The following is a 23,620-nucleotide window of genomic DNA, read 5'->3' on the forward strand; positions in this document are numbered from 1 at the left end:
TCCTCCTTTCACTCGGTTCATCATTTTTTTCTGTCCTGTTCCTCCAGAGCCAATTTAAGTCGCTCTATGTCACAGGGTAATCTGTACATTCGCACTCCCGTCGCATCCTTTATTGCGTTCACAATACTTGCGGCCTGGGGGATGAGCGCCGGTTCGCCGACCCCTTTGGCTCCGAAGGGGCCCGTGGGTTCGCGGTCCTCAACGATTATCGCCTCGACGTCGGGCATATCCATGGATGTGGGGATGTAGTAGTTATCGAAGGACTCGCTCTTTCCCGGCACGAACTCCTCCATAAGCGCGAGACCCACCCCCATGGCCACGCCGCCGTAGATCTGGCCCTTTACGTTACTCACATTGATAGCCCTTCCCACGTCATGGGCCGCGTGCACCTTGATCACTTTGCATACGCCCGTCACCCGGTCGACATCGATCTCCGTCATGTGGGTGGCAAATGCATACGTGGCATAGGGGGCGCCCTGGGATGTCTTGCTATCCGGCGCTGTCGTGGGCGGGTCGAAATGGCCTTCAAATGCAGGGATGGCCTTATCCTGGGCATCGCGGCAGATGTCCTTGAGCGGCCTGCCGCTGTAGTAGCCTTCCTTTTCGAGGTATTTTTTCATCTTCTGAGCTGCATCACAGACGGCCATTCCCGATATGTAGGTCTGCCTGCTTGCCGAGGTGGAACCTGCGTCGAATGACGTGTCCGTGTCCCCTCGTACGAGGTCGATACCCATCTCTTCCATGCCAAGGGCGTCGCAGAGTATCTGCAAGAGGACCGTGTCCGACCCCTGGCCGATCTCGCAGACCCCGGAATGCATCTCCACCCTGCCTTCAGGGGTCAGGGTGAGATAGCAGCTTGACGGGTTCGAGATACCCGTGTTTCCAATACCGTAATACATGCATCCCAGGCCGAAGCCGCTGCCGGCGGCCTGTTTGCGTCTCTCTCTCCAGAAGGGCTCGACCCCCTTGAGGGTTTCAAGCAGACCCGCGCTGTGGCTCAAGACCTGCGAGGTGGCGGTAAGAGAGCCCCTTTTCAGGGCGTTCTTCATCCGTATGTCGAGGGGGTCCATGTTGATGAGCTCCGCGATCTCGTCAAGCTGAGATTCGTGGGCAAGGGCGAGTTGGGGCACGCCGAAACCCCTCATGGCGCCCGATATGGGATTATTGGTATAGAACATCCTTGAGTTCACAAGGACGTTGGGAACCTCATAGGGGCCGGTGGCATGTACGGCCGCCCTCAGACAGACCGTCTCACCGTAGGAGATGTAGGGCCCCGTGTCGCCGATTATGCTCACCTCGACGGCGGTAAGGCTCCCGTCCTTCCTGGCTCCCGTTTTGTATTCGATGTGAAGCGGGTGCCTCTTTGTCTGCGCAAGGAAGCTTTCCTCCCTGGTGTACCTCATCACAACGGGCCTTTTCGTATGGTAGACACAAAGCGCGATGAAGCCTTCCACGGTGACGTCGAGTTTGCCGCCGAAACCGCCCCCGGTGGTCGTCTGGACGACCCGTACCTTCTCCGTGGGGATGGCGAGCAGCCTCGATATCTCCTTCATCTTGTAATGGATATTCTGAGTGGAGGAGGCGACCACGATCCTTCCTGTATCGTCTGTATATCCTATCCCTGCCTCGGTCTCCATGTAGGCGTGATCGATCCATGTCGTGCTGAAGGTATTCTCGACAACAACGTCGGACCCTTCAAAACCCTTCTCCACATCGCCCTTTATGACCATGCGATGGCTGAGGAGGTTTCCCCCGTCGTGGATGAGGACGGGGGACTGTGCGGAAAGAAAGGGATCCGAGATATTTTCAAGGTTTTCGTATTCGATCTTCACAAGGTGCGATGCCTTGCGTGCTATCTCCTCGGTTATGCCAAGGACGACAAGGATGGCCTCTCCCCTGTACCGGACGCGCCCCTCGGCGAGGAAGGGCTGATCTTTCTTGATCGCTCCGAAGAGGTTCTCGCCGGGTATGTCCTTGTGCGAAAGGACCTTTACGACTCCCTCGAGAGCGAGGGCGGCGGAAAGGTCGATCTTCTTTATAACCGCGTGGGGCCGCGAGCTGCGGACCACGCAGGCAAAGAGCATATTGTTCTTCTTGAGGTCGTGGGCGAAGGCTGCTGTTCCCAGGACCTTGTCGAGGGCATCAACACGTGTTATATCCTGTCCAATGAACATAGTTAGGTCAACCTCTGAGCACTTCTTCGAGAATACCCTTCAGGACGGGGAGCTTGTAGGCAAACGAGGGCCTGATCCCCGAGATGAACTTGATCTCCTCAAGGGCCATTCTTATCGCTTCGGATATGATGGTCTCGTTCCTGACGGCGCCCCGAAGGATGTCTTCCACCTTTTTCGGCCTGAAGGGCATGGGCGTGCAGGACCCGATGGCCAGTTTCACATCCAGGAATCTGCCTTCCTCTTCCCTGATGGCGAAGGCAACGCCAAGGCGTGAGATCGCCCAGGTCGCCCTTTTCGCCACCCTGCGGTAGCCCTCCCGGTATCCGCGAAGGGGGGTTATCTCCACGGAGCTAAGCAATTCCTTCCTGTCCATCGAAGTCATGTAGGGGGCAACGATGGCCTCTTCAAGGGGGACCTTCCGCTGCGTGTCCCTTGATTCCAGGATGAGAACGGCATCGTGTATGAGCATGGGAGGTATGGAATCGGCGGCCGGGGACGCATTCGCAAGATTGCCCCCGATGGTGCCCATGTTGCGTATCTGCGGCGAACCGACGAGCCCGCATGCGAGGGCAAGGCTCCGGGCATTTCGGATCAGGGAGTCTTCGGTGCTGAGTCTCGCGTGCGTCATCGCCGATCCTATCGCGATCTTTCCCTCTTTCTCGGTCAGCCCGAGAAGTTCCGGGACGCCGGCCACGTCGATGATGTGGCTGCATTCCTGCCCGGCCCTCATCTTGACCATGAGGTCTGTTCCCCCGGCAAGGATCCTCGGGTTTTCCAGGGAGGACAGCCAGGAAAGGACCTCGTCCTTTGTTCTAGCGACTACACTTGCAAATTTCGGCAGCATTCTTGATGGCCTCTTCGATCTGTATATACCCGGTACAGCGACAAAGATTGCCGCTGATGGCCTCTTTGATGTCATGGGTGTCGGGGTCCGCGTTCTTGAGGAGCAGACTGTAGGCGCACAGGAGCATCCCCGGCGTGCAGTATCCGCACTGAACGGCGCCCGATCTGATGAAGGCCTCCTGGAGGGGGTGAAGCGCCCCCGACGCGGAAAGGAATTCCACGGTCTTGATATCGCGGCCGTCTGCCTTCGACGCCAGGGTCAGGCACGAGTAATGAGGTTCGTTGTCAACGAGCACCGTGCACGTCCCGCATTCCCCTATACCGCAGCCCTCTTTCACGCTCGTAATGCCGAGCCTTTCCCTGAGGGCATTGAGGAGGGTCTCGTTGTCATCGACCTCGATGATGGTCTTCTTTTCATTGAGCACGAAGCTTATCGTCTTCATTTCATTTCCCGGTTATTCATCCATATTTTCATAATGCGAACTTTCTGACGGGACAGTATCCATCATCTGCCTCCCATGAGGCCCGGCAGATAGGTGACTATCTGCGGAAAAATAGTGAGAATGATCGCGGTGGCTATGACGGACAGAAGGAAAGGCAGTGCCCCCTTGAAGATGTCCGACATGGGCACGTCCTTCGCGATGCCCGCAATGGTGTAAATGTTGAGCCCCACCGGCGGCGTTATGAGCCCGGCCTCCATCATGAGCACCAACAGGACGCCGAACCATATGGGATCGAACCCGATAGTAACGATCACAGGGAAAATGACCGGCAGGGTGAGGACCATCATTGAGACGGAATCGAGAAAGCACCCGAGGACGAAGTATATGACGATAATGATCAGGAGGATGACGTACTTGGAGACCCCGAGCCCCGCGATCCAGGTGGAGACAACCGTGGGTATCGTCGACAGGGCAAGGAAATAGCTGAAGAGGGTGGCCCCGGCAACGAGGAAAAGCACCATGATCGAGATCCTCGCCATCTCAAGAAGGGCACTGAAAAGGTTTGCCCTGGTGAGCTTTCTCTTGAGGAGCACAATGACGAAGAGCGACGTGGCGCCGATCGCGCCCGCCTCCGTGGGGTTGATGAAGCCAAGGTATATGCCGCCCATGACGATACAGAAGACAAGCAGCACTTCCCACACACCCTTGAGGGCAACAAGCTTTTCCCTGAAGGTCACTTTGTCTGTACTGCGCGGAGCGAGTGCGGGGTTTATGCCCACCAGAACTATAACGCAGGCGACGAATGCAGCGGACATGACTACCCCCGGCAGGATCCCCGAGATGAGGAGCTTCCCGATGGACTGTTCGGTGAGCATGCCGTAGACGACGAATCCGAGGCTCGGCGGTATGAGAAAACTCAGCGTTCCACCGGCCGCTATAACCCCGCAGCCAAGCTTGGGGTCATACCCGAACCTGCGCATTTCAGGCAGGGCCACATTCCCCATGGCGGCGGCGGCGGCAACGGAAGACCCGCTCACCGCACCGAAGGCGGCACAGGCGGCGATGGTCGCGATCCCGAGTCCGCCGGGCAGCCTGCGGGCCCACTTGTCAAATGTATTGTAGAGCTCTTTTGTTATGCCCCCTGAACCCGCGAAGCTTCCCATAAGGATAAAGAGCGGGATGATGGTGTAGGGATAATTTGCCGCAACACCCCAGACAGTCTCCGCCACCTTGGGCAGGGCCGCACCAAGGGAAGAGAGCGACCATAAACCGACAAAACCCACGAACATCATTACGAAGGCGATGGGCATACCGAGAAAGAGCAGGACGAACAGGAGCAGGCAGCCCAATAATCCAATAGTAACAGGGTCCATTATTGCCTCCTTACCAGGCTCGCGACGGATGTTATGAGGTCGGTGAGAAGCTCCATCCATAGCATGAGCCCGCCCACGGCTACAAGGGTCTTGAAGGGCCACATGGGTACCCTGAGCTGGTCGGTCACGGTTGTTTCATTGATCCCCTCGATATAGCCATATATTGTCATGATGGTAATGATCGCGAGGGAGGCAATATTCGTTATGATATTGCATATCGTCTGGCCTTTCGGCGGAAATCTGGACGTAAGGAAATCAACCGCAACATGGCCCTTGACCTGCTGGGTGTACGCGGCACCCAGCAGGATGATGATGGCCAGCATGTATTCCGAGAGTTCAAGGGTGCCCGGGAGGGGCTTGTTGAAGATGGCCCTCCCGAGCACGTCAAAAGTGGTGATCAGCATGAGGGGAATGGCAAGGAACATGCCAGCGGCACAAACCGCGTACGTTACCTTGTGCACCCCTTTTTGAAAACCTTCCAGCGCTTTCATGGCTTTTTTGGCCCTCTTTTTCAGACCTTTTTAAACTCAGGCGGACAGGAAACAAGCTTGACGTTCCTGTTCTCGCACTCTTCGTTCATTATTGCGACGACCTTCCTGGCATTCAGCTTTTTCGCTTCCATGTCCGAGACCCATTTGCGCGTCACGTCCTGGAACCTCTTGTACCACTGTTCCGCTTCGGCCTTGGGGAGGTCGATCATCTTGACGCCGGTCTTCTGGATGTCGCCCATGATCTTCTTGTAATCTTCTTTGCCGAGCCCGCCCGTAACCTTGAAGGGGTTCGTGCAGACGTCTTCGACGATCTTCTTCTGGTCGGCCGGCAGCTTGTTCCATGACTTCATGTTCATGACGGTGCCTTCGGAGACGCACCCGAATGTGAGCTCGGTGCCGTACTTTGCAACTTCACCGAGCTTGAACGCAAGGACCAGAGGTGCACAGGTGACGATGCCGTCGACGGTCCCCGTCTCCATCGCCATGTAGACGTCGCCGAGAGGCATGAAGACCGGTTCCGCGCCCAGGGACTTGATGTAGTTTGTCTGGTGTCCGCCGGGAGATCTCAGTTTTACGCCTTTGAGATCGGCCAGCTTGGAGATGGGTTTCTTCGTCCAGATGAAGGACTGGATGCAGCCGTTGAGCTCGAGGACCTTTACGTTTTTGAACTCGTCCTTCAATGCCCTTTTGTAGACCGCGTTGCCGATGTCGGCGGCGGTGTCCTTGCCGTCCACCCATACGGCGAGGGAGAGGACGTCCGTCAGGGGAAAGCGCCCCGGTGTCCATGTGGCCGTGAAATAGCCCATGTCCGAGAGCCCCTTCGCCACGATGTCGAAATGCTCGGGTCCCTTGCCGAGGGCCGAGCCGGCGTACATGGTGTAGGGCAGTTTCCCGCCGCTTCTCTTTTTAATCTCTTCCATCATCGGTGTCCATACGGTCCTGACCTCCCGGCTTACCGGGGGATGCCAGGTGCTGAACTTGAGGTTGGTGTTCTGCGCATGCAGAAGCGTACTGTCAAACACACCCATCCCTGCCGCGGCCCCTACCACCGCCGCGCCCTTCAGAAAAGTTCTCCTTGTAATCTTCTTACACTCTTCGCACATGGGACCTCCTCCTTTTAGGTTTTGTTATCCTAATGGCTCGTGATGAATCCTTCCTTAATTCCTGCAACATACCGATAGCCTTGCTCCCGGATGCCTGACCCGTGGAGATTAAACCCATCTTAAGGTTACTGTCTTCTCGTCAAGGAACATCTTTACCGAATCCATCCTCGATTTGGAGTTGCCGAAGAAGGAGTCCTTCTTGGACCCGAGGCCGAAGAAGGCATAGGGCTGGGGAATGCCGGCATTGATGCCCACATTGCCCACGTCGCATTCCCTGATAAACTTCCGTGCCGCCTTCCCGCTCTCCGTGACTATGCATGCGCTGTGGCCATAGTTCGTAGAGTTTATGAAGCGGATAGTCTCATCAAGGTCATCCATCCTGATTAAATTGCACAAAGGTCCGAAGGCCTCTTCCCGGGCTATATGCATATCGGGGCTGACATTTTCGAAGATGTTGGGGCCGAGGAAGTACCCTTCCTCGTAGTCTTTTATCCTTGTCTTGCGGCCGTCGAGAAGAAGCTTCGCGCCGGATTTCAGGCCTGACTCGATAAAACTGATCACCTGCTCTTTGCCGTTTGATGTTGTCATGGGCCCGAGTTCCACGCTCTCATCGAGGCCGTAGCCCATCTTCATGACCTTCGAGGCCGCGATCAATTTGTCTTTCAAGGTCTTATAGATCTTGTTGTCGCCAAGAACAACCACGTTGTCGGAGCCGAGGCAGCGCTGACCGCTCATGCCGAAGCAACCCCTGAGAATGTAGTTGACCGACTGGTCGAGATCGCCGTCTGGCATGATGACGATGGTGTTCTTGCCGTTGCCGTTGAGTGACGAGCGTTTGCCGTATTTGCCGCATATCTCGAAGAGTTCCTTGCTTACCCTCGTCGAACCGATGAGGCCTACCCCCCGGACTCTGGGGTCCGAAAGGATGACCTTGTTCAGTTCCCTTTCCGGTCCCATGTGGAGAAGATTGACGACACCGGGAGGGAATCCCGCCTCATCGATCATTTTCGACATCGCGTCCGCCGACACCGGGCACTGGCGGCTCGGCTTGACGATGACCGTGCAGCCGCAGGCGAGCGCATAGGGGACGAATGACGACCAGGCGTGCATGGGAATGTTGCCGGGGGTGATGATGAGGAAAACGCCGACAGGTTCGTGGATGAGGTAGCAGTCTATCCCGTTGGCGAGCTGCTCGACATGTTCGCCCTTATAGAACCCGTACATTGAACTGCCCGCCGCCTCAATGTTCTCGATGCACCTCGAGATGGTTCCCCTGCCGTCGCCTATGGTGCACCCGTGGTCCTGGACGAGGATCCTGGCCAGTTCCTCGTGGTGTCTCATGAAGGTGTCTCTCAAATTGAATATGAGCTTTGCCCTGTCCCTGAAGGGGACGTTCTTCCATTTCCCAAATGCGGTATGGGCCGCGGCAATGGCTTTTTCCACGTCTTCGGGCCCCGCCACGGGGGCCTGCGCGATAACCTTGCCCGTCGCGGGATTGGTGGTGTCGAAATACTTGCCTGTCTTCGGTTTGACCCATTTTCCATTTATGTGCAGGTCCAGTTTGCCGTAGTGTTTGTTCACTTCCTTAAGCACTGCCATTGGTTCCTCCTTACAAGATTGACGCCTAAAATGTGGGCGGTGTTATGACCCATATCACGATCACGTCTTCTTTTCCGCTGTTCCCCCAGTCATGGGGGGTGGTGGATGAAAAATAAAAGCTTTCGCCCTTATGGATCTTGTGTAGTTTGTTGCTGAGCATGAGGTCCATTTCTCCCTGGACCACATAGCCGAACTCTTCTCCTTCATGGGAATACATTCCGTGGGAACCACCGCCGGGTTTAATGACGGTAAAGAAAGGCTGCATTTTCTTGTTGCCCGTATTCTTTACAAGGGACTGTATCCTTGCGTCCCATCTGTTCAATTGAATGACGATGCGCGCGTCCTTCCGCATCACGACGTCTTCGTTATTAGTGCTCTTCATGAAAAAGTCGACGATGTTCACATTGAGCGCCTCGGCGATCCTCTTGAGCATGGATATGGAGGGGTCCGCCTTGCCGCGTTCCAGTTGTGATATCAGGGAAGGGGTGCATTCCACGAGTTCGGCGAGCTGCTTGATGTTGAGGTTCTTTGTGTCTCTGAATTCTCTGATCTTTTTTCCGATATCCATCTGCACACTCGCGGAAGGGATAATTAAATAAAATTTATTTTATTAAATGTGATTTACTTTTGTCAAGTATTATTTTGGGGGAATAATGAAGACCCCGGACAGAAACCTGCCCGGGGTCGATAGGTTGCCGAGATTGGGTTGGTTAAGCCGCAGCCGTCTTCTGTGCCAGGCCCAGACGGTCAAGGGTTTCGAAATATGCCTCGATCCTGGTGCGCACCTGGGACTCGGCATAGAAACGCTGATCGCCCATGTCGCTCTCGAAGACGAGGGCGGGGATGCCGGTTCTCTTCGTGAGGATGTCCTTCAGCGTCGGTACTGCGAAGGATACGGCCTTGCAGCTCCTGTTCATGAACATGATCATGCCGTTCATGGAGTATTTCTTGAAGAGGTCCGTTGCCATGTCTGCCCTGTCCTCAATGGTGGAGTTGGAGAACCGGTTCACGTAGTTCTCGGCAAGGGTGACCAGCGGGTCCTTGTTAAGGTCGAAGTCGAAGCTCCAGGCGTGAACGTAAAGGGAGGTGAGGATAACGCCGCCGTAAGAGCCGAGCATCTTGGCGTGGTCGCTGAACTTGAACCAGACGGGGAGGTTTTCCCAGTAGAGGCGGTATTTCTCCTGATCTTTCGGCAGGACACCGATGCCCTGGTCCACCTTCGCCTGTATCTCGTTGACGAGTGTCTGGTAGTAGTCGACGCACTCCTGTGTCCCCCTGCGGTAAACGGCGATGGCCATGCCGATAAGGGCGTCGAAGATGCTTATGGGGGAAGGCTTGTACTGGGCCATGTCCAGGAATTCCTTGTAGAGGATGCTTGATGCGGCGGAGTACTTCATGACCTCTTTAAGCCGGTCGTAGTCGAATTTTTTCTTCGTCTTCTCTTCGAGGAAGGAGATCAGTTCCTTGAGTTGGAGGACGCAGTATTTGACGATCTCCTCGCGGGCTTTCTTGTTCATGACGTGCTCGGGCGTGTCGAAAACAAAAACGGGCTGACCCCCCTGGCGTGCCAGGACCTGAAACCATTTTGTCAGGGTAAAGCACTGGGCGTTGCAGGCGAGGAAGAGATCCGCGTCCGGGATGCCTCTCGTCACAGTCACCCCGGTCTTGCGATAGCCAAGGTCACTTCTGGCATAGGCACAGAGGTGGTTCGTGTAACCCATGCCCTCTACGACGGAGCAGAGCTCCACCCCTTTCTTGGCCGTCAGGTTTGCGACGGCGTGGTTCTCGGGGTAGATCGGCACGATGTCGTGGGCGACGAAGATCTCCACGGGAGAGATCGCCGTTGTATAGCCGATCAGCTTGCCGTTATCGTGAGCATGGAAAGCGTCTTCCATGTATTCGTCGGTTATCTTTTTTGATAGCTGTTTCGATGTAAGCTTGTCGTTCATAATGATCCCCCCTTGAGAGATTCGAAGAATGCCTGAGCTCTTGTCAGGACGTGGGACAGGGAAGTGGTCTGATACTCCGTATCGAGAACGTGCATCGGGATCCCCTCTTTCTTGATCAGGCTCTTCAGGTCCGGCAGATCGTATTCCTGGGATTCGCAGAACTCAATATGGACGTAAATGATCGCCTGCGCCTTGGTTTCTTTGTAAAGCTTCCTGACCTCTTCGAAGTTCTTGTAGACGTCGTCGTGGATGGGCGAGAAAAATCCCCGATTGAAATGCCTGTCCGCCATGGCATCTATGGGGTTGCCGTTGACTGACGGGGCGCCCCGGAGGTATCGTGTGCCATCGACAAGGGTATCACCGACGATGTTGAGCTTAAGCTCGTCGAAGATATCGAATATCTCGGGCGGATCGCAGGTGATCCCCACGAGGATCACGTCCGTGTAACCTTTGCCCTTGTCCGGTTTCAGCCCATCCTTGATCGCTTTCAGGCTCTTGTTGAATTCCGCCTTGTCGACCTGCAGGGAGAGCTTCATCATGGCGAAGAACTGTTTGTTTGTTATCGTCCCCGGATTGGCTTTTTTGATCTCGTAAAGCGCGGCGAGCAGCCTCTTGTTTTCGTTGTGGATGGCGATGGATGCGTTCAGAGCGTCGTTGCTCAGAGCTTTTCCCGTCCACGCGCTAAGCGAGGCAATGAGGCGTTCGATCTCCTCCTTGACCCAGTAGCGGGCGGAGGGCCTGTCGGCCTGACGGGGCGCAAGGTAACTCTCCACATACTTATCCGGAAAATTGATCCGCCATATGTCGGAAAGGTGCTGTGTCGTGTCACAGACCTGAGGCAGAACAAAACCGCTGAAAAGATCGCCCTCGTAACTCAGCGCGAGTTCGAGATTGCTCCGAGCCAGTGAACAGGCATTGTCCGGAAGATGACTGGGGGCTTTCTTTAAGGGTTTATGAGTACCAAAAATTGTCACAGGAAGGAGATCGAATGCATAGATCACCTCTTCAGGAACATCAGCGATGGTACTCCCAACAACTTTTTTTCCTGTATCTCTAGCCCATTGTCGGATGGAAGGATACGGATCCCTGGCGAGTGCAACAACATCTTTCAGATTTAGACTTTCCCACATAACCCCTCCAAAAATGATGAAAAATTTCACACATTATATGAAGGTTCACTATATATTGTCAAGGTAAGTTTCGGATGGCGAAATCCCCTTTAAGCAAAGATAGATAGCCATTCTCTGAGGGGCGTTGCCCTGTCGCCTGGGACCCAAAACAATCACCGAGTTTCGGCTTCCACCCACCGTGCATAATCGGGCAGCGCATTGTTCACGGTCATGGCTATGATCTCCGGCACTTCGTAGGGGTGGAGGTTTCTTATGGCCTCTTCGGCCTGTCGATAGAGGGATGGTCTGGTTTTCATGACACAGCACCATTCATCCGTTTCCTCCACGTTGCCTTTCCACCGGTAGATGCTCCTGATGGGTCCGAGGATCTGGCAGCAGGCAACGAGCCTTTCGTCGATAAGGTGCCTGCCCAGCCGCTCGGCGGCCTCCCTGTTATCGATGGTCGTGACTATCTGGATAATGTCGGGCATGTTTTCCTCCTCTTGACTGGTCCCGCCGATTGGCGCTTCAGCGGCCTTGCATGAACAATTTAACTTGAAATTATGGGAGATTTCATATATTTTTCTATACTACAAATAGGTTTTACACGTTGTGTATTAATTTGAGGTTGCCATGTTTCAGATAAATGACGGAAACGCGATCATACTTGCGAGTGAATCAACGAGAAGGGTGGATATCCTCCGGATGCTCGGCATCCCCTTTTCGATAATCCCGCCCGATGTGGACGAAAGCAGAAAGCTCGAAGAGACACCTCGCGAGTACGTTCTGAGGATCTCCCATGAGAAAGCGCATAAGGTGGGAAAACATTTTCCCGACAAATGGGTAATAGGGGCCGATACGATAGTGGTCTACAAGACCAGGATCCTCGGCAAGCCCGTGAACGAGGAGGAGGCCTTCAAGATGCTTCAGCTCCTCAAGGGGAGATGGCATAAGGTCATAACGGGGTTTTGCGTGTTGAACGTTGACAGGGAGATCACCTGCCACGATGCCGTGGAGACCAGGGTTTTCATGAAGGACCTTGTCGATGAGGAAATAATGAAATATATCGGCACCTCCGAACCCCTCGACAAGGCCGGCTCCTACGCGGTCCAGGGCAGGGGCGGCTACATGGTGAAGGAGATAAAGGGTTCCTATTCGAACGTCGTCGGGCTTCCGATATGCGAGGTGACGGAGGTCCTTCTCTCGCTGGGCATCCTTTCATGAGCGCCATCCGGCATGCCGTAGAGGCCGTGCGTGAAAGAATAGACGGGGCGTGCAAGGTTGCGGGAAGAGACCCGGCGGAGGTGACCCTAATTGCCGTGACGAAAACCGTCGATGCCTCCCGGGTGATCGAGGCCATCGAGGCGGGCGTAGGGGACATCGGCGAGAATTACGTGCAGGAAGCGAAGGGAAAGATAGAGATGATCGGCTCCGCGCGGGCCCGCTGGCACATGATAGGAAGCATCCAGAGCAACAAGGTCAAATACATACCGGCACTCTTCGATTGTGTCCATACCGTCGATCGCGACGCCATACTGGATGGGCTCGAGAGGCGCGAAAAACCAATGGATGTCCTCTTCGAGGTGAACCTCGCGGGAGAGGCGACGAAGAGCGGGACCAATGTGGAGGGCTTGCGGCGCATCCTGGAGAAGGCCTCGTCGTTGCGCTACCTCAGGCCCGTGGGTCTCATGACAATGCCGCCCTATGCCGAAGATCCTGAAAAGGTCCGCGACATATTCGGGGGACTGAGAAGGACCATTGAAATGATGAACGCCGAGTTCGGCCTTGCCATGAAGGAGCTCTCCATGGGCATGTCTTCGGATTTCGAAGTTGCCGTGCAGGAAGGCGCCACAATGGTGAGGATCGGCACGGCGCTGTTCGGGGAGAGACCATGAAACCATGGGGTGGAAGGTTCAAGGGCGGCACGGACCCGCTTCTCGAGAGGTTCAGTGCATCAATAGACGTCGACCGTCAGCTCTATCGTCAGGATATCGAAGGCAGCAAGGCGCACGCCGGCATGCTTGAGAAGATCGGGATCCTCACCGCTGCGGAGAAGAAGAAGATACTGCAAGGTCTCGATGAGATAGAAAAGGAGATAGCTTCAGGCTCGTTCAAATTCACCGATGCGCTCGAAGACATCCACATGCACATTGAGGCGCGGCTCATCGAAAAGACCGGTGAGGCGGGCAAGAAACTCCACACGGGACGGAGCCGGAATGACCAGGTCTCCCTCGACATGCGTCTTTTCCTGAAGGAAGAACTCGGCAGGATCGACGGGAATCTCGTTGGGGTCCTCACGGCGCTCCTCACAAAGGCCGAAAAAGAAAAAAAGGTCATCATGCCCGGCTATACACACCTTCAGAGGGCCCAGGTCGTGCCTTTCTCCCATTATCTTCTCGGCCATTATTATGCCTTGAAACGGGACAGGGTGCGGCTTCAAGGGGCACTGACGACGGTCGATGTCCTGCCTCTGGGAAGCGGCGCCCTTGCCGGTTCGACGATACCCCTTGACCGGGAGTGGGTGAGAAAGAAGCTCGGTTTTTCGCGGATCACCGAGAACAGCATGGATACCGTGGGGGACAGGGACTTCGTCGTCGACGCCCTTTACGCGGCAGCCGTCATCATGGTGCACCTGAGCAGGTTCTCCGAGGACCTCATTCTTTTTGCAACGCAGGAATTCTCTTTCATATCCCTGCCCGACGAACTCTGCACCGGTTCGAGCCTGATGCCCCACAAGAAGAACCCCGATGCGCTGGAGCTCATCCGCGGCAAGTCCGGCAGGGTGATCGCGGACCTCTTTGGCGTGCTCACCATATTGAAAGGACTGCCTTTCACCTATAACCGGGATCTCCAGGAGGACAAGGAGCCCCTGTTCCATGCCGTCCGGACGGTAAGCGATGCCCTCGCGATCATGGGGTTGTGCGTAGAAGGTTTGAAGACGAGAAAAGAGAACATGGAAAGGGCGGCCGAGGAGAGCTTCATGCCCGCCGTGGAAGTGGCCGAATACCTGACTCTGAAAGGCATGCCCTTCAGGGAGGCCCACGGCGTCGCCGGGGCCGCGGTCCGCCGGTGCGAAGATGAAGGGAAGCTCCTTGGCGATATGCCGCTCAAACAATTGAAAGAGCTATCACCCTTGTTCGAAAGGGATGTTTTCGATTACATCAAGCCGCGCAGTGCCCTGCGCATGAGAAGATCGATCGGAAGCGCTTCCTTTGAAGAGGTAATGAAGGTAATCGATGCTGAAAAGAAATATCTCGGTCTGTAGCGTAATTCTTGCAGCCCTCTGCCTTGTCCTCGCCTTTGGTTCCTGCGGGAAGAAAGGAAGCCCCGTACCCATCGCCGTGGTGAAGGCGGGGGTAATAAACGACCTCAGGGGTGAGGTCAGGGACAGCGTGCTTTTTCTCTCCTTCACACCTCCTGCCAGCTTCGGGAAGAAGGAAAAGAACGCCGGTGATGAGGACCCGAAGATAGCAAGCTTCAGGGTGGTCAAAGGATGCGGCACCTGTCTGGCCGACCTCCAGCCCCTGCGGACAATTGTGCTCGGAGAGAAGAAGGGGTATACCCTGGCCGCAAACAGGCTCTATTTCTATGACGATGATCTCATGCCCGGCACCGACTATGCCTACAGGGTCTATCCCGTCACCGAAATGGGTACCCGCGGCGAGGCTTCGAACGCTCTCGTCATTAAATGGGCAGAACCCCCCGGTCCTCCCCAGGGTCCGCTTGCTGTTGTTGAAGGAGATGGCAGGGTAGAGATATCCTGGACGAAGGAAGAAGGGTATCTCTATAATGTCTACCGCCACGACAACGGCAGGTACCCTGTCGTACCGCTGAACCCCCGGCCGGTTTCGACGTCGCTTTACATGGATGCGGGGCTGACGAACGGCCAGACCTATGTCTACGAGGTGAGAAAGGTTTCGCAAACCCCGGCCGGGCTGGAGGGAGAGGGCCTGAAGATAAGTGCCGTACCGAAGGACAAGACGCCTCCCGGAGCCCCGATGGGTGTCAGGGCGGAGAAAAAGGAAAATACGATGGTCGTTACCTGGGAGGCGAATACGGAGAAGGACCTGGGCGGGTACAACGTCTATCGCATCGTGGGCTCACAGGCGGTGAAGCTGAACAGCGCGCCCCTGAAAGAGAGAAGGTTCCTCGATACGAGCGCTCCCGATTATCGTTTCATCGCTTACCATGTCACCGCTGTCGACGCTGTGGGGAACGAGAGCGAGCCGTCACAGGAATCGATCATCCAGAAAGAGTGAGATATGGATTATTTTGAATACCGCAATGGAGAACTGTTTTGTGAGGACGTCCCCGTAAAGGCCGTTGCCAGGAGGGTGGGGACCCCTTTCTACCTGTACAGCCACGGAACCTTCGAAAGGCATTTTCGTATATTCGACGGGGCCTTCGGTGAAACGCCCCATATGGTCTGTTATTCTCTGAAGGCTAATCCAAACGGTGCCCTCCTGAGGACCGTCGCGAAACTTGATGGGGGCGCCGACATCGTTTCAGGCGGGGAGCTATACAGGGCGCTCGAAGCCGGAATACCGGCGAAGAGGATCGTTTACTCCGGCGTGGGAAAGAGCGCTGAAGACCTTCGCTATGCCATCGACGCCGGGATCCGGATGATAAACATTGAATCGGAAGGAGAGCTGACGGCCCTGAAAAAGCTCTCACGAAAAATGAAGAAACGGGTCCCCGTTTCCATCCGCGTCAATCCCGAGATCGACCCGAAGACCCATCCCTACATCACGACGGGACTCAAGAAGAACAAATTCGGCGTGCTCTGGGGCGAAGCGGTGCGGCTCTACCGCGAGATAGCCGCCGAAGAATACCTCGCGCCTGTCGGCATCTCGTCACACATAGGTTCCCAGATCCTTGAACTAGGCCCCTTCATCGAGGCCGTGACGTCCTTGAGAACGATGATCCTTGAGCTTAAAGGACAGGGCATAGCCGTCGAGATGCTTGATATCGGAGGCGGCCTGGGCATCACGTACAAGGATGAGGTCCCGCCGGATCCCGCAGAATACGCCAGGGTGGTCAGGGAGAACCTGGGGGACATGGATGTAACGCTGGTCCTTGAGCCCGGCAGGGTCATCGTCGGCAACAGCGGAATCTTCGTCACGAAGATGCTCTATGTCAAAGTGACCGCCGGGAAGACCTTCTATATCGTCGACGGCGCCATGAACGATCTCGTGCGGCCTTCGCTGTACAATGCGTACCACAAGATCCTGCCTGTTGAGGAGCACACGGGAAAGACGGTGGTCGTCGATCTCGTGGGGCCCATTTGCGAATCCGGTGATTTCTTTGCGAAAGACCGGGAGCTTGCCGACCTGAAGGAAGGCGATCTCCTTGCCGTCAGGGGCGCCGGCGCGTATGGTTTTGCCATGTCATCGAACTATAATTCCCGTCGCCGGACCGCGGAGGTCCTTGTAAGGGGCGGCGAGTTTTTCGTGGTCAGGAGACGGGAGAGCCTCAAAGACCTGACCCGCGGGGAGTCTATCCCGCATTTCCTGGAGGTATAGAGAACGTGATACAAATGGGCTTTTCAAAGATGAGCGCCAGCGGAAACGACTTCGTGATAATAGACAACCGTGACGGGAAGGTCTACGAAAGGTTTCCCGATATTTTCGACTTTGTTGCAAAGATATGCAGGTTCCACCATTCCGTCGGCGCCGACGGCGTAATACTTATCGAGAATTCCAGGGGCCACGATTTTTGCTGGCGGTTCTTCAACGCCGACGGCTCCGAGGCGGAGATGTGCGGCAACGGCGGCCGCTGTGCAGCTCGATTCGCCTTCATGAACGGCATAGCGGGAAAAAAAATGTCTTTTGAGACTGTCGCAGGCATCATCAAGGCCGAGGTTCACGGGCAGAAGGTGAAGCTGCAGCTCACGCGCCCGGTGGATACGAAGCTCGACTATGCGGTCGCTCTTGAAGACAAAGAGCTTTTCGTCAGCAGCGTCAACACGGGGGTTCCCCACGCGGTCCTTCTGGTCAGCGACATCGATCATGTGCCCGTCGACGAGCTCGGTAGAATGATACGGTACCACAAGGTGTTCGGCACAAAAGGCACGAACGTGGATTTCGTGGAGGTCATCGATAAGGACAACGCCAGGGTGCGGACCTACGAGCGGGGCGTGGAAGGGGAGACCTTGGCCTGCGGGACGGGAGCAGTGGCGTCGGGGGTCATTCTCAGGGAGAAATCCCTTGCCAGGAGTCCCGTCAATATCCATACCAGGGGCGGCGAGATACTGAAGATATACATCAATGATGAGGTTTATCTCGAGGGCGACGCCAGGTTCATCTACAAGGGCGAGCTGCATGAGGAAGCACTTTTGTGAAAGGAGAAGCCATGGAATTGAAAGGTATTTATACGGCGCTTGTCACGCCTTTTCGCGGGGGTTCCCTCGATGAGAAGGCACTGAAAAAGCTCATCCAGTTCCAGCTGGCAGGCGGTGTCGATGGCATCGTGCCCTGCGGAACGACGGGTGAAGCCCCCACGCTCTCCTACGAGGAGCATGAGAAGGTCATAGAGCTTACCGTTAAGCACGTCGGGGGAAAGGTGCCTGTCATCGCGGGTACCGGCTCCAACAGCACCGCGGAAGCAATCGAGCTGACCGCATCGGCAAAGAAACTCGGTGCGGACGCCTGTCTTCTCACCACCCCCTATTATAACAAGCCGACGCAGGAAGGGCTCCTGTCGCACTTCAAGGCGATCGCCGAAGAGACCCGGATGCCCATCATTCTTTACAACATACCGGGGCGCACGGGTATCAACATGGTGCCGGAAACGATAGCGGAACTGGCAAAGGTGCGCAATATCATAGGGATCAAGGAGGCCGCCGGTTCACTGACGCAGGTGTCGGAGATCTATCGCCTTACGAAGGGCAGGTTCACCATTCTCTCGGGGGATGACAATCTCTTTCTCCCGATGATGAGCGTCGGAGCAGTCGGTGTCATATCCGTCATTTCGAATATCCTGCCGAAAGAGCTTAAATCCCTTTACAGGGCCTTCATGATCGAAAAGAACATAGCGAAATCCATCAAGATCCACACGAAATTGATGCCCCTTTTCCAGGCGATGTTCATTGAAACAAACCCTATACCCGTCAAAGAGGCGGCTTACAGGATGGGAATGGTCGCGCGCGAGTATCGTCTGCCCCTTTGCGCCATGAGCGACAAGAATGCCGCTTTCATTGGCGGCCTTCTCGGTGAATACGGACTCGTGGGAAAAGGCAGGCGAAAGGGCTAGTTCCCGAACAAAAGAGGTACGGGATATGGTAAAAGTGGTCATAACGGGTGCATGCGGAAAGATGGGCCGTGCCATAACAAGGCTCGCCCTCGAGGATGCAGATATCGAGATAGCCGGGTTCGTCGAGTTGGAAGGCCATCCCATGATAGGACAGGCACACGACCTCATGGCCGGGAAACCCCCTCTTGTCACGGACGAGCCGTCACAGGCAATGACTGGAGCGGACGTGGTCGTCGATTTCACCGAGGCGGGGGCCTCAATGAATCATTTCAGAACGGCCGCCGAAAAAGGCGTGGCCCATGTCATCGGCACGACCGGCCTTAAGGACGACACCCTGCGGCTTATCAGGGAAACGAAGGGCGCCCGGGCAGTGATTTCACCCAATATGAGCATCGGGATGAACGTTCTCTTCGATCTGGCGCAGAGGGTCTCCTCAATCCTGGGAGACGCCTACGACGCTGAGATCGTCGAGCTTCACCACCGCTGGAAAAAGGATGCCCCCAGCGGATCAGCCCTCAGGATCAAGGATGCCGTCGAGACGGGGCAGAAGGCCCGCAGTTGGATCGAGGTCTTCGGGCGTGAGGGTATGACGGGTGAACGAAAGAAAAATGAGATCGGCGTCATGAGTATCCGCGGCGGGGATATCGTCGGTGAACATACCCTCTATTTTGCAGGTATCGGCGAGCGCCTCGAGTTGACGCACAAGGCCTGGTCGCGGGACAACTTTGCCCGGGGAGCGCTCATGGCTGCAAAATGGCTCGTGGAGCAGCCGCCGGGTATCTACTCGATGAAAGACGTGCTGGGACTGTGAAGAATAGTCTTAGGTGAAAGATAGTTTCAGGTTTTCGGTTCCAAGTTTCAAAACAACATTGTATAGCACGGTTTACGTGAAAAGCGGAAATGTGCCGGTTACCCCCCCGGTCTTTTAGCCTGAAACTTGAAACCTGGCCATCTTTTCCTCTGTCGAATGAGGCATGACGCGGCTGTGCGCGGTTACCCCCAGCTTGTTAAATTTTTCTCTTGCAAAACACCTCTGGAACTGTTACACATATGAAACAAAAGGGAAAACTAAGGCAGAGAAGGGTAGAGAGATGGCAAAATTTTCCAAGATTCCCGAAGCGACGATACGAAGACTCTCAAGCTACCTGAAATGTATGGTCGATCTCGAGGGCAAGAGCGAAAAGGTCGCCTCGAGTGCCGTGATCGCCAATATCTGCAATGTCAACGCAGCGCAGGTACGAAAAGATTTCGCCTATTTCGGAGAGTTCGGCATCCGCGGCATGGGGTACAATGTAAAAGACCTCAAGAGACACATAAAAGAGATACTGGGGATCAACCGGGAATGGCGCATAGCCGTTGTCGGTGTCGGCAACATGGGAAGCGCCCTCCTCGTCTACAAGGATTTCCTCAAGCAGAACTACAAGATCGTCGCCGCCTTCGACCTTTATCCTGAACAGGTGATCGGGCGCATTTCCGAGCGCGTGGGCAAACCGGTGGAGATTCTCCATATCGACCGGCTGAAAGAGGTCGTAAATGCCCGCAACATAGAGATCGGCATTATAACAACGCCTCCCCAGGAGGCCCAGAAGGTCGCCGATCAGCTTATCGAGGCGAAGATCAAGGGCATCCTCAACTTCTCGCCGGCGCCTGTGCGGACATCAGGGGACGTGAAATTGAGAAATCTTTTCTTCACATCAGCGCTTGACAATCTGGTATATTATTTGTCGAATTAGTCAGAGGCAACCATGTGGAAGGTACTTGCAAACGCGGTGGAGATGCTTATTTATGCGGCGGTGTATATTATACTCGCCCTTGTCGCCGTGAAGGTCATCGGGGCTACCTTCACCACCGATTTCGAAAAGAAGATCTCTGACGAGAACAATTTCGCATTGGCGCTCGTATGCGCGTCTGTGTTCACGGGTCTCGCGATCCTTCTCGCCTCCATAGTGAAATAATGAAGAGTATTTTTGTAACGGGTACCGACACCGGTGTGGGGAAGACCGTTATCTCCTCAGGCATTGCGGCCTATCTCTCGACGAGGAAGGGCCTTGATGTGGGAGTCATGAAGCCTTTCGAAAGCGGCATCGAAACAACGGGCGAAAGGGACTGCGGCGACACCTGGACCCTGAAGAAGGCCTCGGGCTCGCAGGACGCCATAAGCGAGATAAACCCGTATCTTTTTAAAGCGCCCCTTGCACCTGAAGCGGCAGCTTCCCTGGAAAAAGCAGTGATCGACATGAATTTTGTCACGTCAGCGTACAACGCACTTGCAGCCCATCATGACGTGGTCATCGTCGAAGGAGCAGGCGGTCTTCTCGTACCCATCACCGAAGGATTCTTCTATGCCGACCTCATCCGATCCTGGAATACTCCCGTCATCGTCGTATCGAGGCTCACCCTGGGAACCATCAACCACACCCTCCTCACCTGCGCCCATCTCAAGTCCATCGGCGTGAAGGTTCTCGGTGTCATTCTCAACGACCAGCAGGGTGAGAACGACGTGGCCTCCCAAACGAACCCCGGCATGCTGGAAAAATACCTCGACGTGCCCCTTCTGGGGGTCTTCCCCTACACGCCGAACCTTTTCGAAAAAGGCGTGGACAGGGAAAGGCTGGCAGGACTGTTCGAGAAGCACATCAACTGCGAAGCGCTGCTGGCGTGAATAACGAATAACCAAATCTCAATGACCAACGACAGCTCATCCATTGTCTGGCTTTTCGTCTGGTGATTGATCATTGGCAAATTATCTCTCTATTTCTTCAACCCCAGTTCCAGGAAAGACTTCCTCGACCGCTCTATCACGTCCATGGGGATGCAGTAGGCGAGGCGGAAGTAGCCGGGAGTGCCGAAGCCGACACCGGGGACTGCGAGGATGCGGTGTTTCTGGAGTTCCCTGACGAAGGTGATGTCGTCGGGGATAGGTGACCTGGGGAACATGTAGAAGGCGCCCATGGGCTTGACGACACTCAGGCCCGCCTCCACGAGGATGTCATGGAGGACGTCCCTTTTCCGCTGATAGTCAAGAACGTCCACGCTGTTCTTCTGGAACCTGCCCACAAGACGTTGCATGAGGGCCGGGGCGTTGATGAATCCGAGGATCCTGTTCGAAAAGATCATGGCGTCCATCAGGGGCTTGAGATTCGTGATGCGCGGCGAGGCGCAGATGTAGCCGATGCGTTCTCCCGGCAATGCCAGGTCCTTGGAATGAGAGGTCACCGATAGGGTGTCCTCATAGATGTTGAATACATCGGGAAGAACGACCCCGTCGTAGAGGATCTTCCTGTATGCTTCGTCAGACAGGAGAAATATGCGCTGTCCCTTCTCCCTGCGCCTGTGAAGAACGGCGGCGAGGTCGAGGATCTCTTTCTCGCTGTAGACGGCGCCCGTGGGATTGTTCGGGGAGTTGATGATGATGGCCTTGGTCCTTCTCGTTATGGCCTCCTCGATCTTGCCGACATCGAGGTGGAAATCCTCTGTTGTTTCTACAAGCTTCATCACTCCGCCGTGGTTTTCGATATAGAACTTGAATTCCACGAAGAAAGGAGCGAGCACGATGACCTCGTTTCCGGGATCAAGGAGGGATTTCAGTACAACGTTCATCCCGCCGGCGGACCCGACGGTCATCACGATGTGGTCCTTGGTAAAGGGCAATCCTGTCCTCTGGCCATGGAAGTCCGCTATCTCGGCGCGCACATCCTCGTAGCCGCTGTTCGTCATGTAGCGATGCATGCCGGGAGTCTCCGAGGTGACGATTCGGACAAGCTCTTCCTTCAACTGAGCGGGAGGCTCCACGTCGGGGTTGCCGAGGGTGAAGTCGAGTATGTTTTCGGGCCCGTGTATCCTTTTCATCTTTTCGCCTTCCTCAAACATGGCCCTTATCCATGAAGAATCTCTCATCGACTTGCTGATGGCTTTTGAAATACCCATTTGAATCACCTCTTTATAAAACGTTTTCCTATCCTGACGAATCCTTCCGCGCTTTTGAGGATCGTCTCCATCGGGACACAGTATGCGATCCTGAAATAACCTTTCTTGCCGAAACCCCTTCCCGGTACGACCATGATCCTCTCATCCTGCTGCAGCATCCTGACGAAGTTGAGTTCGTCGGCAATGGGCGAGCGGGGGAACATGTAGAAGGCGCCTTCCGGTTTCACACATTCAAAACCGCCCTCCATCAGCGCATTGTAAAGGGTGTCCCTCTTGCTCTGATATTCGCCGATATCGACGGAAGTGCGCTGAAACTTCGAGACGATCCGCTGAAACAAAGCGGGGGCATTGACGAAACCAAGGGTTCTTTGGGTGATCATAAGGCCGGATATGAGCAGGCCGGAATCGGGCATGAGAGGAGAAATAGCTATGTAACCGATCCGCTCCCCGGGTAGGGCCAGGTCCTTTGAATGGGAGTTTATGGAGAAGGTCAGTTCGTAGGCCTTGAAAAGGTTTGGCAGGGTGATGCCGTCGTAAACAAGCTTCCGGTATGCGTCATCGGCTATGAGATAGATGTCTTGTCCCTCGGAGCGCTTCGCATTGAGGAGCGCCACCAGGTCTGTGACGCTTCGCTGGGAATATACGGCGCCCGTCGGATTGTTTGGGCTGTTGAGGAGAACAGCCCTTGTTTTCCGGGTTATGGCCGCGGCAATCCTGTCGACGTCAAGCTGGAAGTCGTCCTTCGATCTCACGGTTTTCAAGGTGCCCCCGTGATTACGGACATAGTTTCTGAACTCCCAGAAAAAAGGCGTCGGGACGATGACCTCATCACCTCTGTTGAGCATGCTCTTGAGAAGGATGTTGAGACCGCCCGCGCTTCCGTTGGTCATGAAAACGTGGGAGGCGGCGAAGGGAAGGCCGTAGGTTTCCTCGAGGTACCCGGCGATCTCCTGCCGCACTTCCTCGTAACCGCTGTTGGTCATGTAGCGGTGCATGCCCTTCGGGGGATCGAGAAGCGTCTCGGCGATCATCTTCTGCAACTCCCGGGGAGGCTCTGTGTCGGGATTCCCCAGAGAGAAGTCATAGACGTTCTCTTCGCCGTATAGCTTCTTTATCTTGAGGCCTTCCTCGAACATCCTCCGTGTCCACCCTTCCTGGTCGGCTATCAGTTTTTGAATCTGTTGGGAAACGATCATCGGTTCTCCTTTCCATAAAAAAAGCCATGGGTCTATCGGGCCCCATGGCTCCTGAAACAAAAAAGGGCCATGGGTCCTTGCACCCATGGCCCTTTGCTTTTTATCGCAAAGCTATGCCTGGGTGCAGGCTTCTAAAAAAGTAAAAGTAAAAGAAAGATGCAA

General features: G+C 55.2%; 24 protein-coding genes. 11 read left to right on the top strand and 13 right to left on the bottom strand.

The window, feature by feature from the left end; all coding sequences use genetic code 11:
• Positions 1–20: 20 nt before the first annotated feature.
• From PHC90_00850 to PHC90_00900, 11 genes are all read right to left on the bottom strand, one after another.
• Positions 21–2,174: a xanthine dehydrogenase family protein molybdopterin-binding subunit gene (locus tag PHC90_00850; protein MDD3844885.1), complete on the bottom strand. Its 2,154-nt coding sequence runs from the start codon at positions 2,172–2,174 to the stop codon at positions 21–23.
• A 7-nt stretch (positions 2,175–2,181) separates the two neighbouring features.
• Entirely contained in the window at positions 2,182–3,018 is an 837-nt protein-coding gene (locus tag PHC90_00855) for an FAD binding domain-containing protein (protein ID MDD3844886.1), read from the bottom strand.
• Positions 2,987–3,460, bottom strand: coding sequence for a (2Fe-2S)-binding protein (locus PHC90_00860; protein MDD3844887.1), 474 nt, complete (start codon positions 3,458–3,460; stop codon positions 2,987–2,989). Before PHC90_00860 ends, PHC90_00855 begins: the two co-directional genes overlap by 32 nt.
• Before the next feature lie 62 nt (positions 3,461–3,522).
• Positions 3,523–4,833: a TRAP transporter large permease gene (locus PHC90_00865; GenBank protein MDD3844888.1), complete on the bottom strand. Its 1,311-nt coding sequence runs from the start codon at positions 4,831–4,833 to the stop codon at positions 3,523–3,525.
• Complete coding sequence (locus tag PHC90_00870) at positions 4,833–5,324, bottom strand: TRAP transporter small permease (GenBank protein MDD3844889.1); 492 nt, start codon at positions 5,322–5,324, stop codon at positions 4,833–4,835. The genes PHC90_00865 and PHC90_00870 overlap by 1 nt, the downstream gene beginning before the upstream one ends.
• A 20-nt stretch (positions 5,325–5,344) precedes the next feature.
• Positions 5,345–6,427 carry a TRAP transporter substrate-binding protein gene (locus PHC90_00875; GenBank protein MDD3844890.1) on the bottom strand — a complete coding sequence of 361 codons (1,083 nt, stop codon included), beginning with the start codon at positions 6,425–6,427 and terminating at the stop codon, positions 5,345–5,347.
• A 108-nt stretch (positions 6,428–6,535) separates the two neighbouring features.
• Positions 6,536–8,026, bottom strand: coding sequence for an aldehyde dehydrogenase family protein (locus PHC90_00880; protein ID MDD3844891.1), 1,491 nt, complete (start codon positions 8,024–8,026; stop codon positions 6,536–6,538).
• Between the two features lie 25 nt (positions 8,027–8,051).
• On the bottom strand, positions 8,052–8,594 hold the full coding sequence (locus PHC90_00885; protein ID MDD3844892.1) for a cupin domain-containing protein: 543 nt from the start codon (positions 8,592–8,594) through the stop codon (positions 8,052–8,054).
• 142 nt (positions 8,595–8,736) lie between these two features.
• Positions 8,737–9,975 (bottom strand): 2-hydroxyacyl-CoA dehydratase family protein, encoded by a 1,239-nt coding sequence (locus PHC90_00890; GenBank protein ID MDD3844893.1) that lies wholly within the window; start codon positions 9,973–9,975, stop codon positions 8,737–8,739.
• Entirely contained in the window at positions 9,972–11,105 is a 1,134-nt protein-coding gene (locus PHC90_00895; GenBank protein MDD3844894.1) for a 2-hydroxyacyl-CoA dehydratase family protein, read from the bottom strand. Before PHC90_00895 ends, PHC90_00890 begins: the two co-directional genes overlap by 4 nt.
• A 152-nt stretch (positions 11,106–11,257) precedes the next feature.
• On the bottom strand, positions 11,258–11,575 hold the full coding sequence (locus tag PHC90_00900; protein ID MDD3844895.1) for a divalent-cation tolerance protein CutA: 318 nt from the start codon (positions 11,573–11,575) through the stop codon (positions 11,258–11,260).
• A gap of 142 nt (positions 11,576–11,717) precedes the next feature.
• Here PHC90_00900 and PHC90_00905 point away from each other — a divergent pair, with 142 nt between their 5' ends.
• The 11 genes from PHC90_00905 (at position 11,718) to bioD (ending at position 20,997) form a co-directional block, all read left to right on the top strand.
• The gene (locus tag PHC90_00905; protein ID MDD3844896.1) at positions 11,718–12,308 is read left to right on the top strand and encodes a Maf family protein; all 591 of its coding nucleotides are present in this window, start codon (positions 11,718–11,720) and stop codon (positions 12,306–12,308) included.
• Positions 12,305–12,979, top strand: a complete 675-nt coding sequence (locus tag PHC90_00910; GenBank protein ID MDD3844897.1) for a YggS family pyridoxal phosphate-dependent enzyme — start codon at positions 12,305–12,307, stop codon at positions 12,977–12,979. Before PHC90_00905 ends, PHC90_00910 begins: the two co-directional genes overlap by 4 nt.
• Positions 12,976–14,349 carry an argininosuccinate lyase gene (argH, locus tag PHC90_00915; protein MDD3844898.1) on the top strand — a complete coding sequence of 458 codons (1,374 nt, stop codon included), beginning with the start codon at positions 12,976–12,978 and terminating at the stop codon, positions 14,347–14,349. The genes PHC90_00910 and argH overlap by 4 nt, the downstream gene beginning before the upstream one ends.
• Positions 14,321–15,343, top strand: coding sequence for a hypothetical protein (locus PHC90_00920; protein ID MDD3844899.1), 1,023 nt, complete (start codon positions 14,321–14,323; stop codon positions 15,341–15,343). Before argH ends, PHC90_00920 begins: the two co-directional genes overlap by 29 nt.
• A gap of 3 nt (positions 15,344–15,346) precedes the next feature.
• Positions 15,347–16,606 (top strand): diaminopimelate decarboxylase, encoded by a 1,260-nt coding sequence (gene lysA, locus PHC90_00925; GenBank protein MDD3844900.1) that lies wholly within the window; start codon positions 15,347–15,349, stop codon positions 16,604–16,606.
• 14 nt (positions 16,607–16,620) lie between these two features.
• Positions 16,621–17,424 carry a diaminopimelate epimerase gene (gene dapF / locus PHC90_00930; protein ID MDD3844901.1) on the top strand — a complete coding sequence of 268 codons (804 nt, stop codon included), beginning with the start codon at positions 16,621–16,623 and terminating at the stop codon, positions 17,422–17,424.
• Positions 17,425–17,435: 11 nt separating this feature from the next.
• On the top strand, positions 17,436–18,335 hold the full coding sequence (gene dapA / locus PHC90_00935; protein ID MDD3844902.1) for a 4-hydroxy-tetrahydrodipicolinate synthase: 900 nt from the start codon (positions 17,436–17,438) through the stop codon (positions 18,333–18,335).
• Between the two features lie 25 nt (positions 18,336–18,360).
• A complete protein-coding gene (gene dapB / locus PHC90_00940; protein MDD3844903.1) occupies positions 18,361–19,146 on the top strand; it encodes a 4-hydroxy-tetrahydrodipicolinate reductase in 786 nt (261 codons plus the stop codon).
• 280 nt (positions 19,147–19,426) lie between these two features.
• Positions 19,427–20,068, top strand: a complete 642-nt coding sequence (locus PHC90_00945; protein MDD3844904.1) for a redox-sensing transcriptional repressor Rex — start codon at positions 19,427–19,429, stop codon at positions 20,066–20,068.
• A 12-nt stretch (positions 20,069–20,080) separates the two neighbouring features.
• Positions 20,081–20,290, top strand: a complete 210-nt coding sequence (locus PHC90_00950) for a DUF350 domain-containing protein (GenBank protein MDD3844905.1) — start codon at positions 20,081–20,083, stop codon at positions 20,288–20,290.
• Positions 20,290–20,997 carry a dethiobiotin synthase gene (gene bioD / locus PHC90_00955; protein MDD3844906.1) on the top strand — a complete coding sequence of 236 codons (708 nt, stop codon included), beginning with the start codon at positions 20,290–20,292 and terminating at the stop codon, positions 20,995–20,997. The genes PHC90_00950 and bioD overlap by 1 nt, the downstream gene beginning before the upstream one ends.
• Before the next feature lie 89 nt (positions 20,998–21,086).
• Here bioD and PHC90_00960 read toward each other — a convergent pair whose 3' ends face one another.
• Both PHC90_00960 and PHC90_00965 read right to left on the bottom strand, forming a co-directional pair.
• Entirely contained in the window at positions 21,087–22,262 is a 1,176-nt protein-coding gene (locus tag PHC90_00960) for a pyridoxal phosphate-dependent aminotransferase (protein ID MDD3844907.1), read from the bottom strand.
• A gap of 5 nt (positions 22,263–22,267) precedes the next feature.
• Positions 22,268–23,458 carry a pyridoxal phosphate-dependent aminotransferase gene (locus PHC90_00965; GenBank protein MDD3844908.1) on the bottom strand — a complete coding sequence of 397 codons (1,191 nt, stop codon included), beginning with the start codon at positions 23,456–23,458 and terminating at the stop codon, positions 22,268–22,270.
• Positions 23,459–23,620: the final 162 nt, after the last annotated feature.

It is taken from the genome of Syntrophorhabdaceae bacterium, from assembly GCA_028698615.1.
Taxonomy (GTDB): domain Bacteria; phylum Desulfobacterota; class Syntrophorhabdia; order Syntrophorhabdales; family Syntrophorhabdaceae; genus Delta-02.

What these genes read in the sequence shown, in the direction of transcription:
- PHC90_00850 (MDD3844885.1), bottom strand. Translation starts at nt 2,174, where the DNA reads ATGTTCATTGGACAGGATATAACACGTGTTGATGCCCTCGACAAGGTC.
- PHC90_00855 (MDD3844886.1), bottom strand. Translation starts at nt 3,018, where the DNA reads ATGCTGCCGAAATTTGCAAGTGTAGTCGCTAGAACAAAGGACGAGGTC.
- PHC90_00860 (MDD3844887.1), bottom strand. Translation starts at nt 3,460, where the DNA reads ATGAAGACGATAAGCTTCGTGCTCAATGAAAAGAAGACCATCATCGAG.
- PHC90_00865 (MDD3844888.1), bottom strand. Translation starts at nt 4,833, where the DNA reads ATGGACCCTGTTACTATTGGATTATTGGGCTGCCTGCTCCTGTTCGTC.
- PHC90_00870 (MDD3844889.1), bottom strand. Translation starts at nt 5,324, where the DNA reads ATGAAAGCGCTGGAAGGTTTTCAAAAAGGGGTGCACAAGGTAACGTAC.
- PHC90_00875 (MDD3844890.1), bottom strand. Translation starts at nt 6,427, where the DNA reads ATGTGCGAAGAGTGTAAGAAGATTACAAGGAGAACTTTTCTGAAGGGC.
- PHC90_00880 (MDD3844891.1), bottom strand. Translation starts at nt 8,026, where the DNA reads ATGGCAGTGCTTAAGGAAGTGAACAAACACTACGGCAAACTGGACCTG.
- PHC90_00885 (MDD3844892.1), bottom strand. Translation starts at nt 8,594, where the DNA reads ATGGATATCGGAAAAAAGATCAGAGAATTCAGAGACACAAAGAACCTC.
- PHC90_00890 (MDD3844893.1), bottom strand. Translation starts at nt 9,975, where the DNA reads ATGAACGACAAGCTTACATCGAAACAGCTATCAAAAAAGATAACCGAC.
- PHC90_00895 (MDD3844894.1), bottom strand. Translation starts at nt 11,105, where the DNA reads ATGTGGGAAAGTCTAAATCTGAAAGATGTTGTTGCACTCGCCAGGGAT.
- PHC90_00900 (MDD3844895.1), bottom strand. Translation starts at nt 11,575, where the DNA reads ATGCCCGACATTATCCAGATAGTCACGACCATCGATAACAGGGAGGCC.
- PHC90_00905 (MDD3844896.1), top strand. Translation starts at nt 11,718, where the DNA reads ATGTTTCAGATAAATGACGGAAACGCGATCATACTTGCGAGTGAATCA.
- PHC90_00910 (MDD3844897.1), top strand. Translation starts at nt 12,305, where the DNA reads ATGAGCGCCATCCGGCATGCCGTAGAGGCCGTGCGTGAAAGAATAGAC.
- argH (MDD3844898.1), top strand. Translation starts at nt 12,976, where the DNA reads ATGAAACCATGGGGTGGAAGGTTCAAGGGCGGCACGGACCCGCTTCTC.
- PHC90_00920 (MDD3844899.1), top strand. Translation starts at nt 14,321, where the DNA reads ATGCTGAAAAGAAATATCTCGGTCTGTAGCGTAATTCTTGCAGCCCTC.
- lysA (MDD3844900.1), top strand. Translation starts at nt 15,347, where the DNA reads ATGGATTATTTTGAATACCGCAATGGAGAACTGTTTTGTGAGGACGTC.
- dapF (MDD3844901.1), top strand. Translation starts at nt 16,621, where the DNA reads ATGGGCTTTTCAAAGATGAGCGCCAGCGGAAACGACTTCGTGATAATA.
- dapA (MDD3844902.1), top strand. Translation starts at nt 17,436, where the DNA reads ATGGAATTGAAAGGTATTTATACGGCGCTTGTCACGCCTTTTCGCGGG.
- dapB (MDD3844903.1), top strand. Translation starts at nt 18,361, where the DNA reads ATGGTAAAAGTGGTCATAACGGGTGCATGCGGAAAGATGGGCCGTGCC.
- PHC90_00945 (MDD3844904.1), top strand. Translation starts at nt 19,427, where the DNA reads ATGGCAAAATTTTCCAAGATTCCCGAAGCGACGATACGAAGACTCTCA.
- PHC90_00950 (MDD3844905.1), top strand. Translation starts at nt 20,081, where the DNA reads ATGTGGAAGGTACTTGCAAACGCGGTGGAGATGCTTATTTATGCGGCG.
- bioD (MDD3844906.1), top strand. Translation starts at nt 20,290, where the DNA reads ATGAAGAGTATTTTTGTAACGGGTACCGACACCGGTGTGGGGAAGACC.
- PHC90_00960 (MDD3844907.1), bottom strand. Translation starts at nt 22,262, where the DNA reads ATGGGTATTTCAAAAGCCATCAGCAAGTCGATGAGAGATTCTTCATGG.
- PHC90_00965 (MDD3844908.1), bottom strand. Translation starts at nt 23,458, where the DNA reads ATGATCGTTTCCCAACAGATTCAAAAACTGATAGCCGACCAGGAAGGG.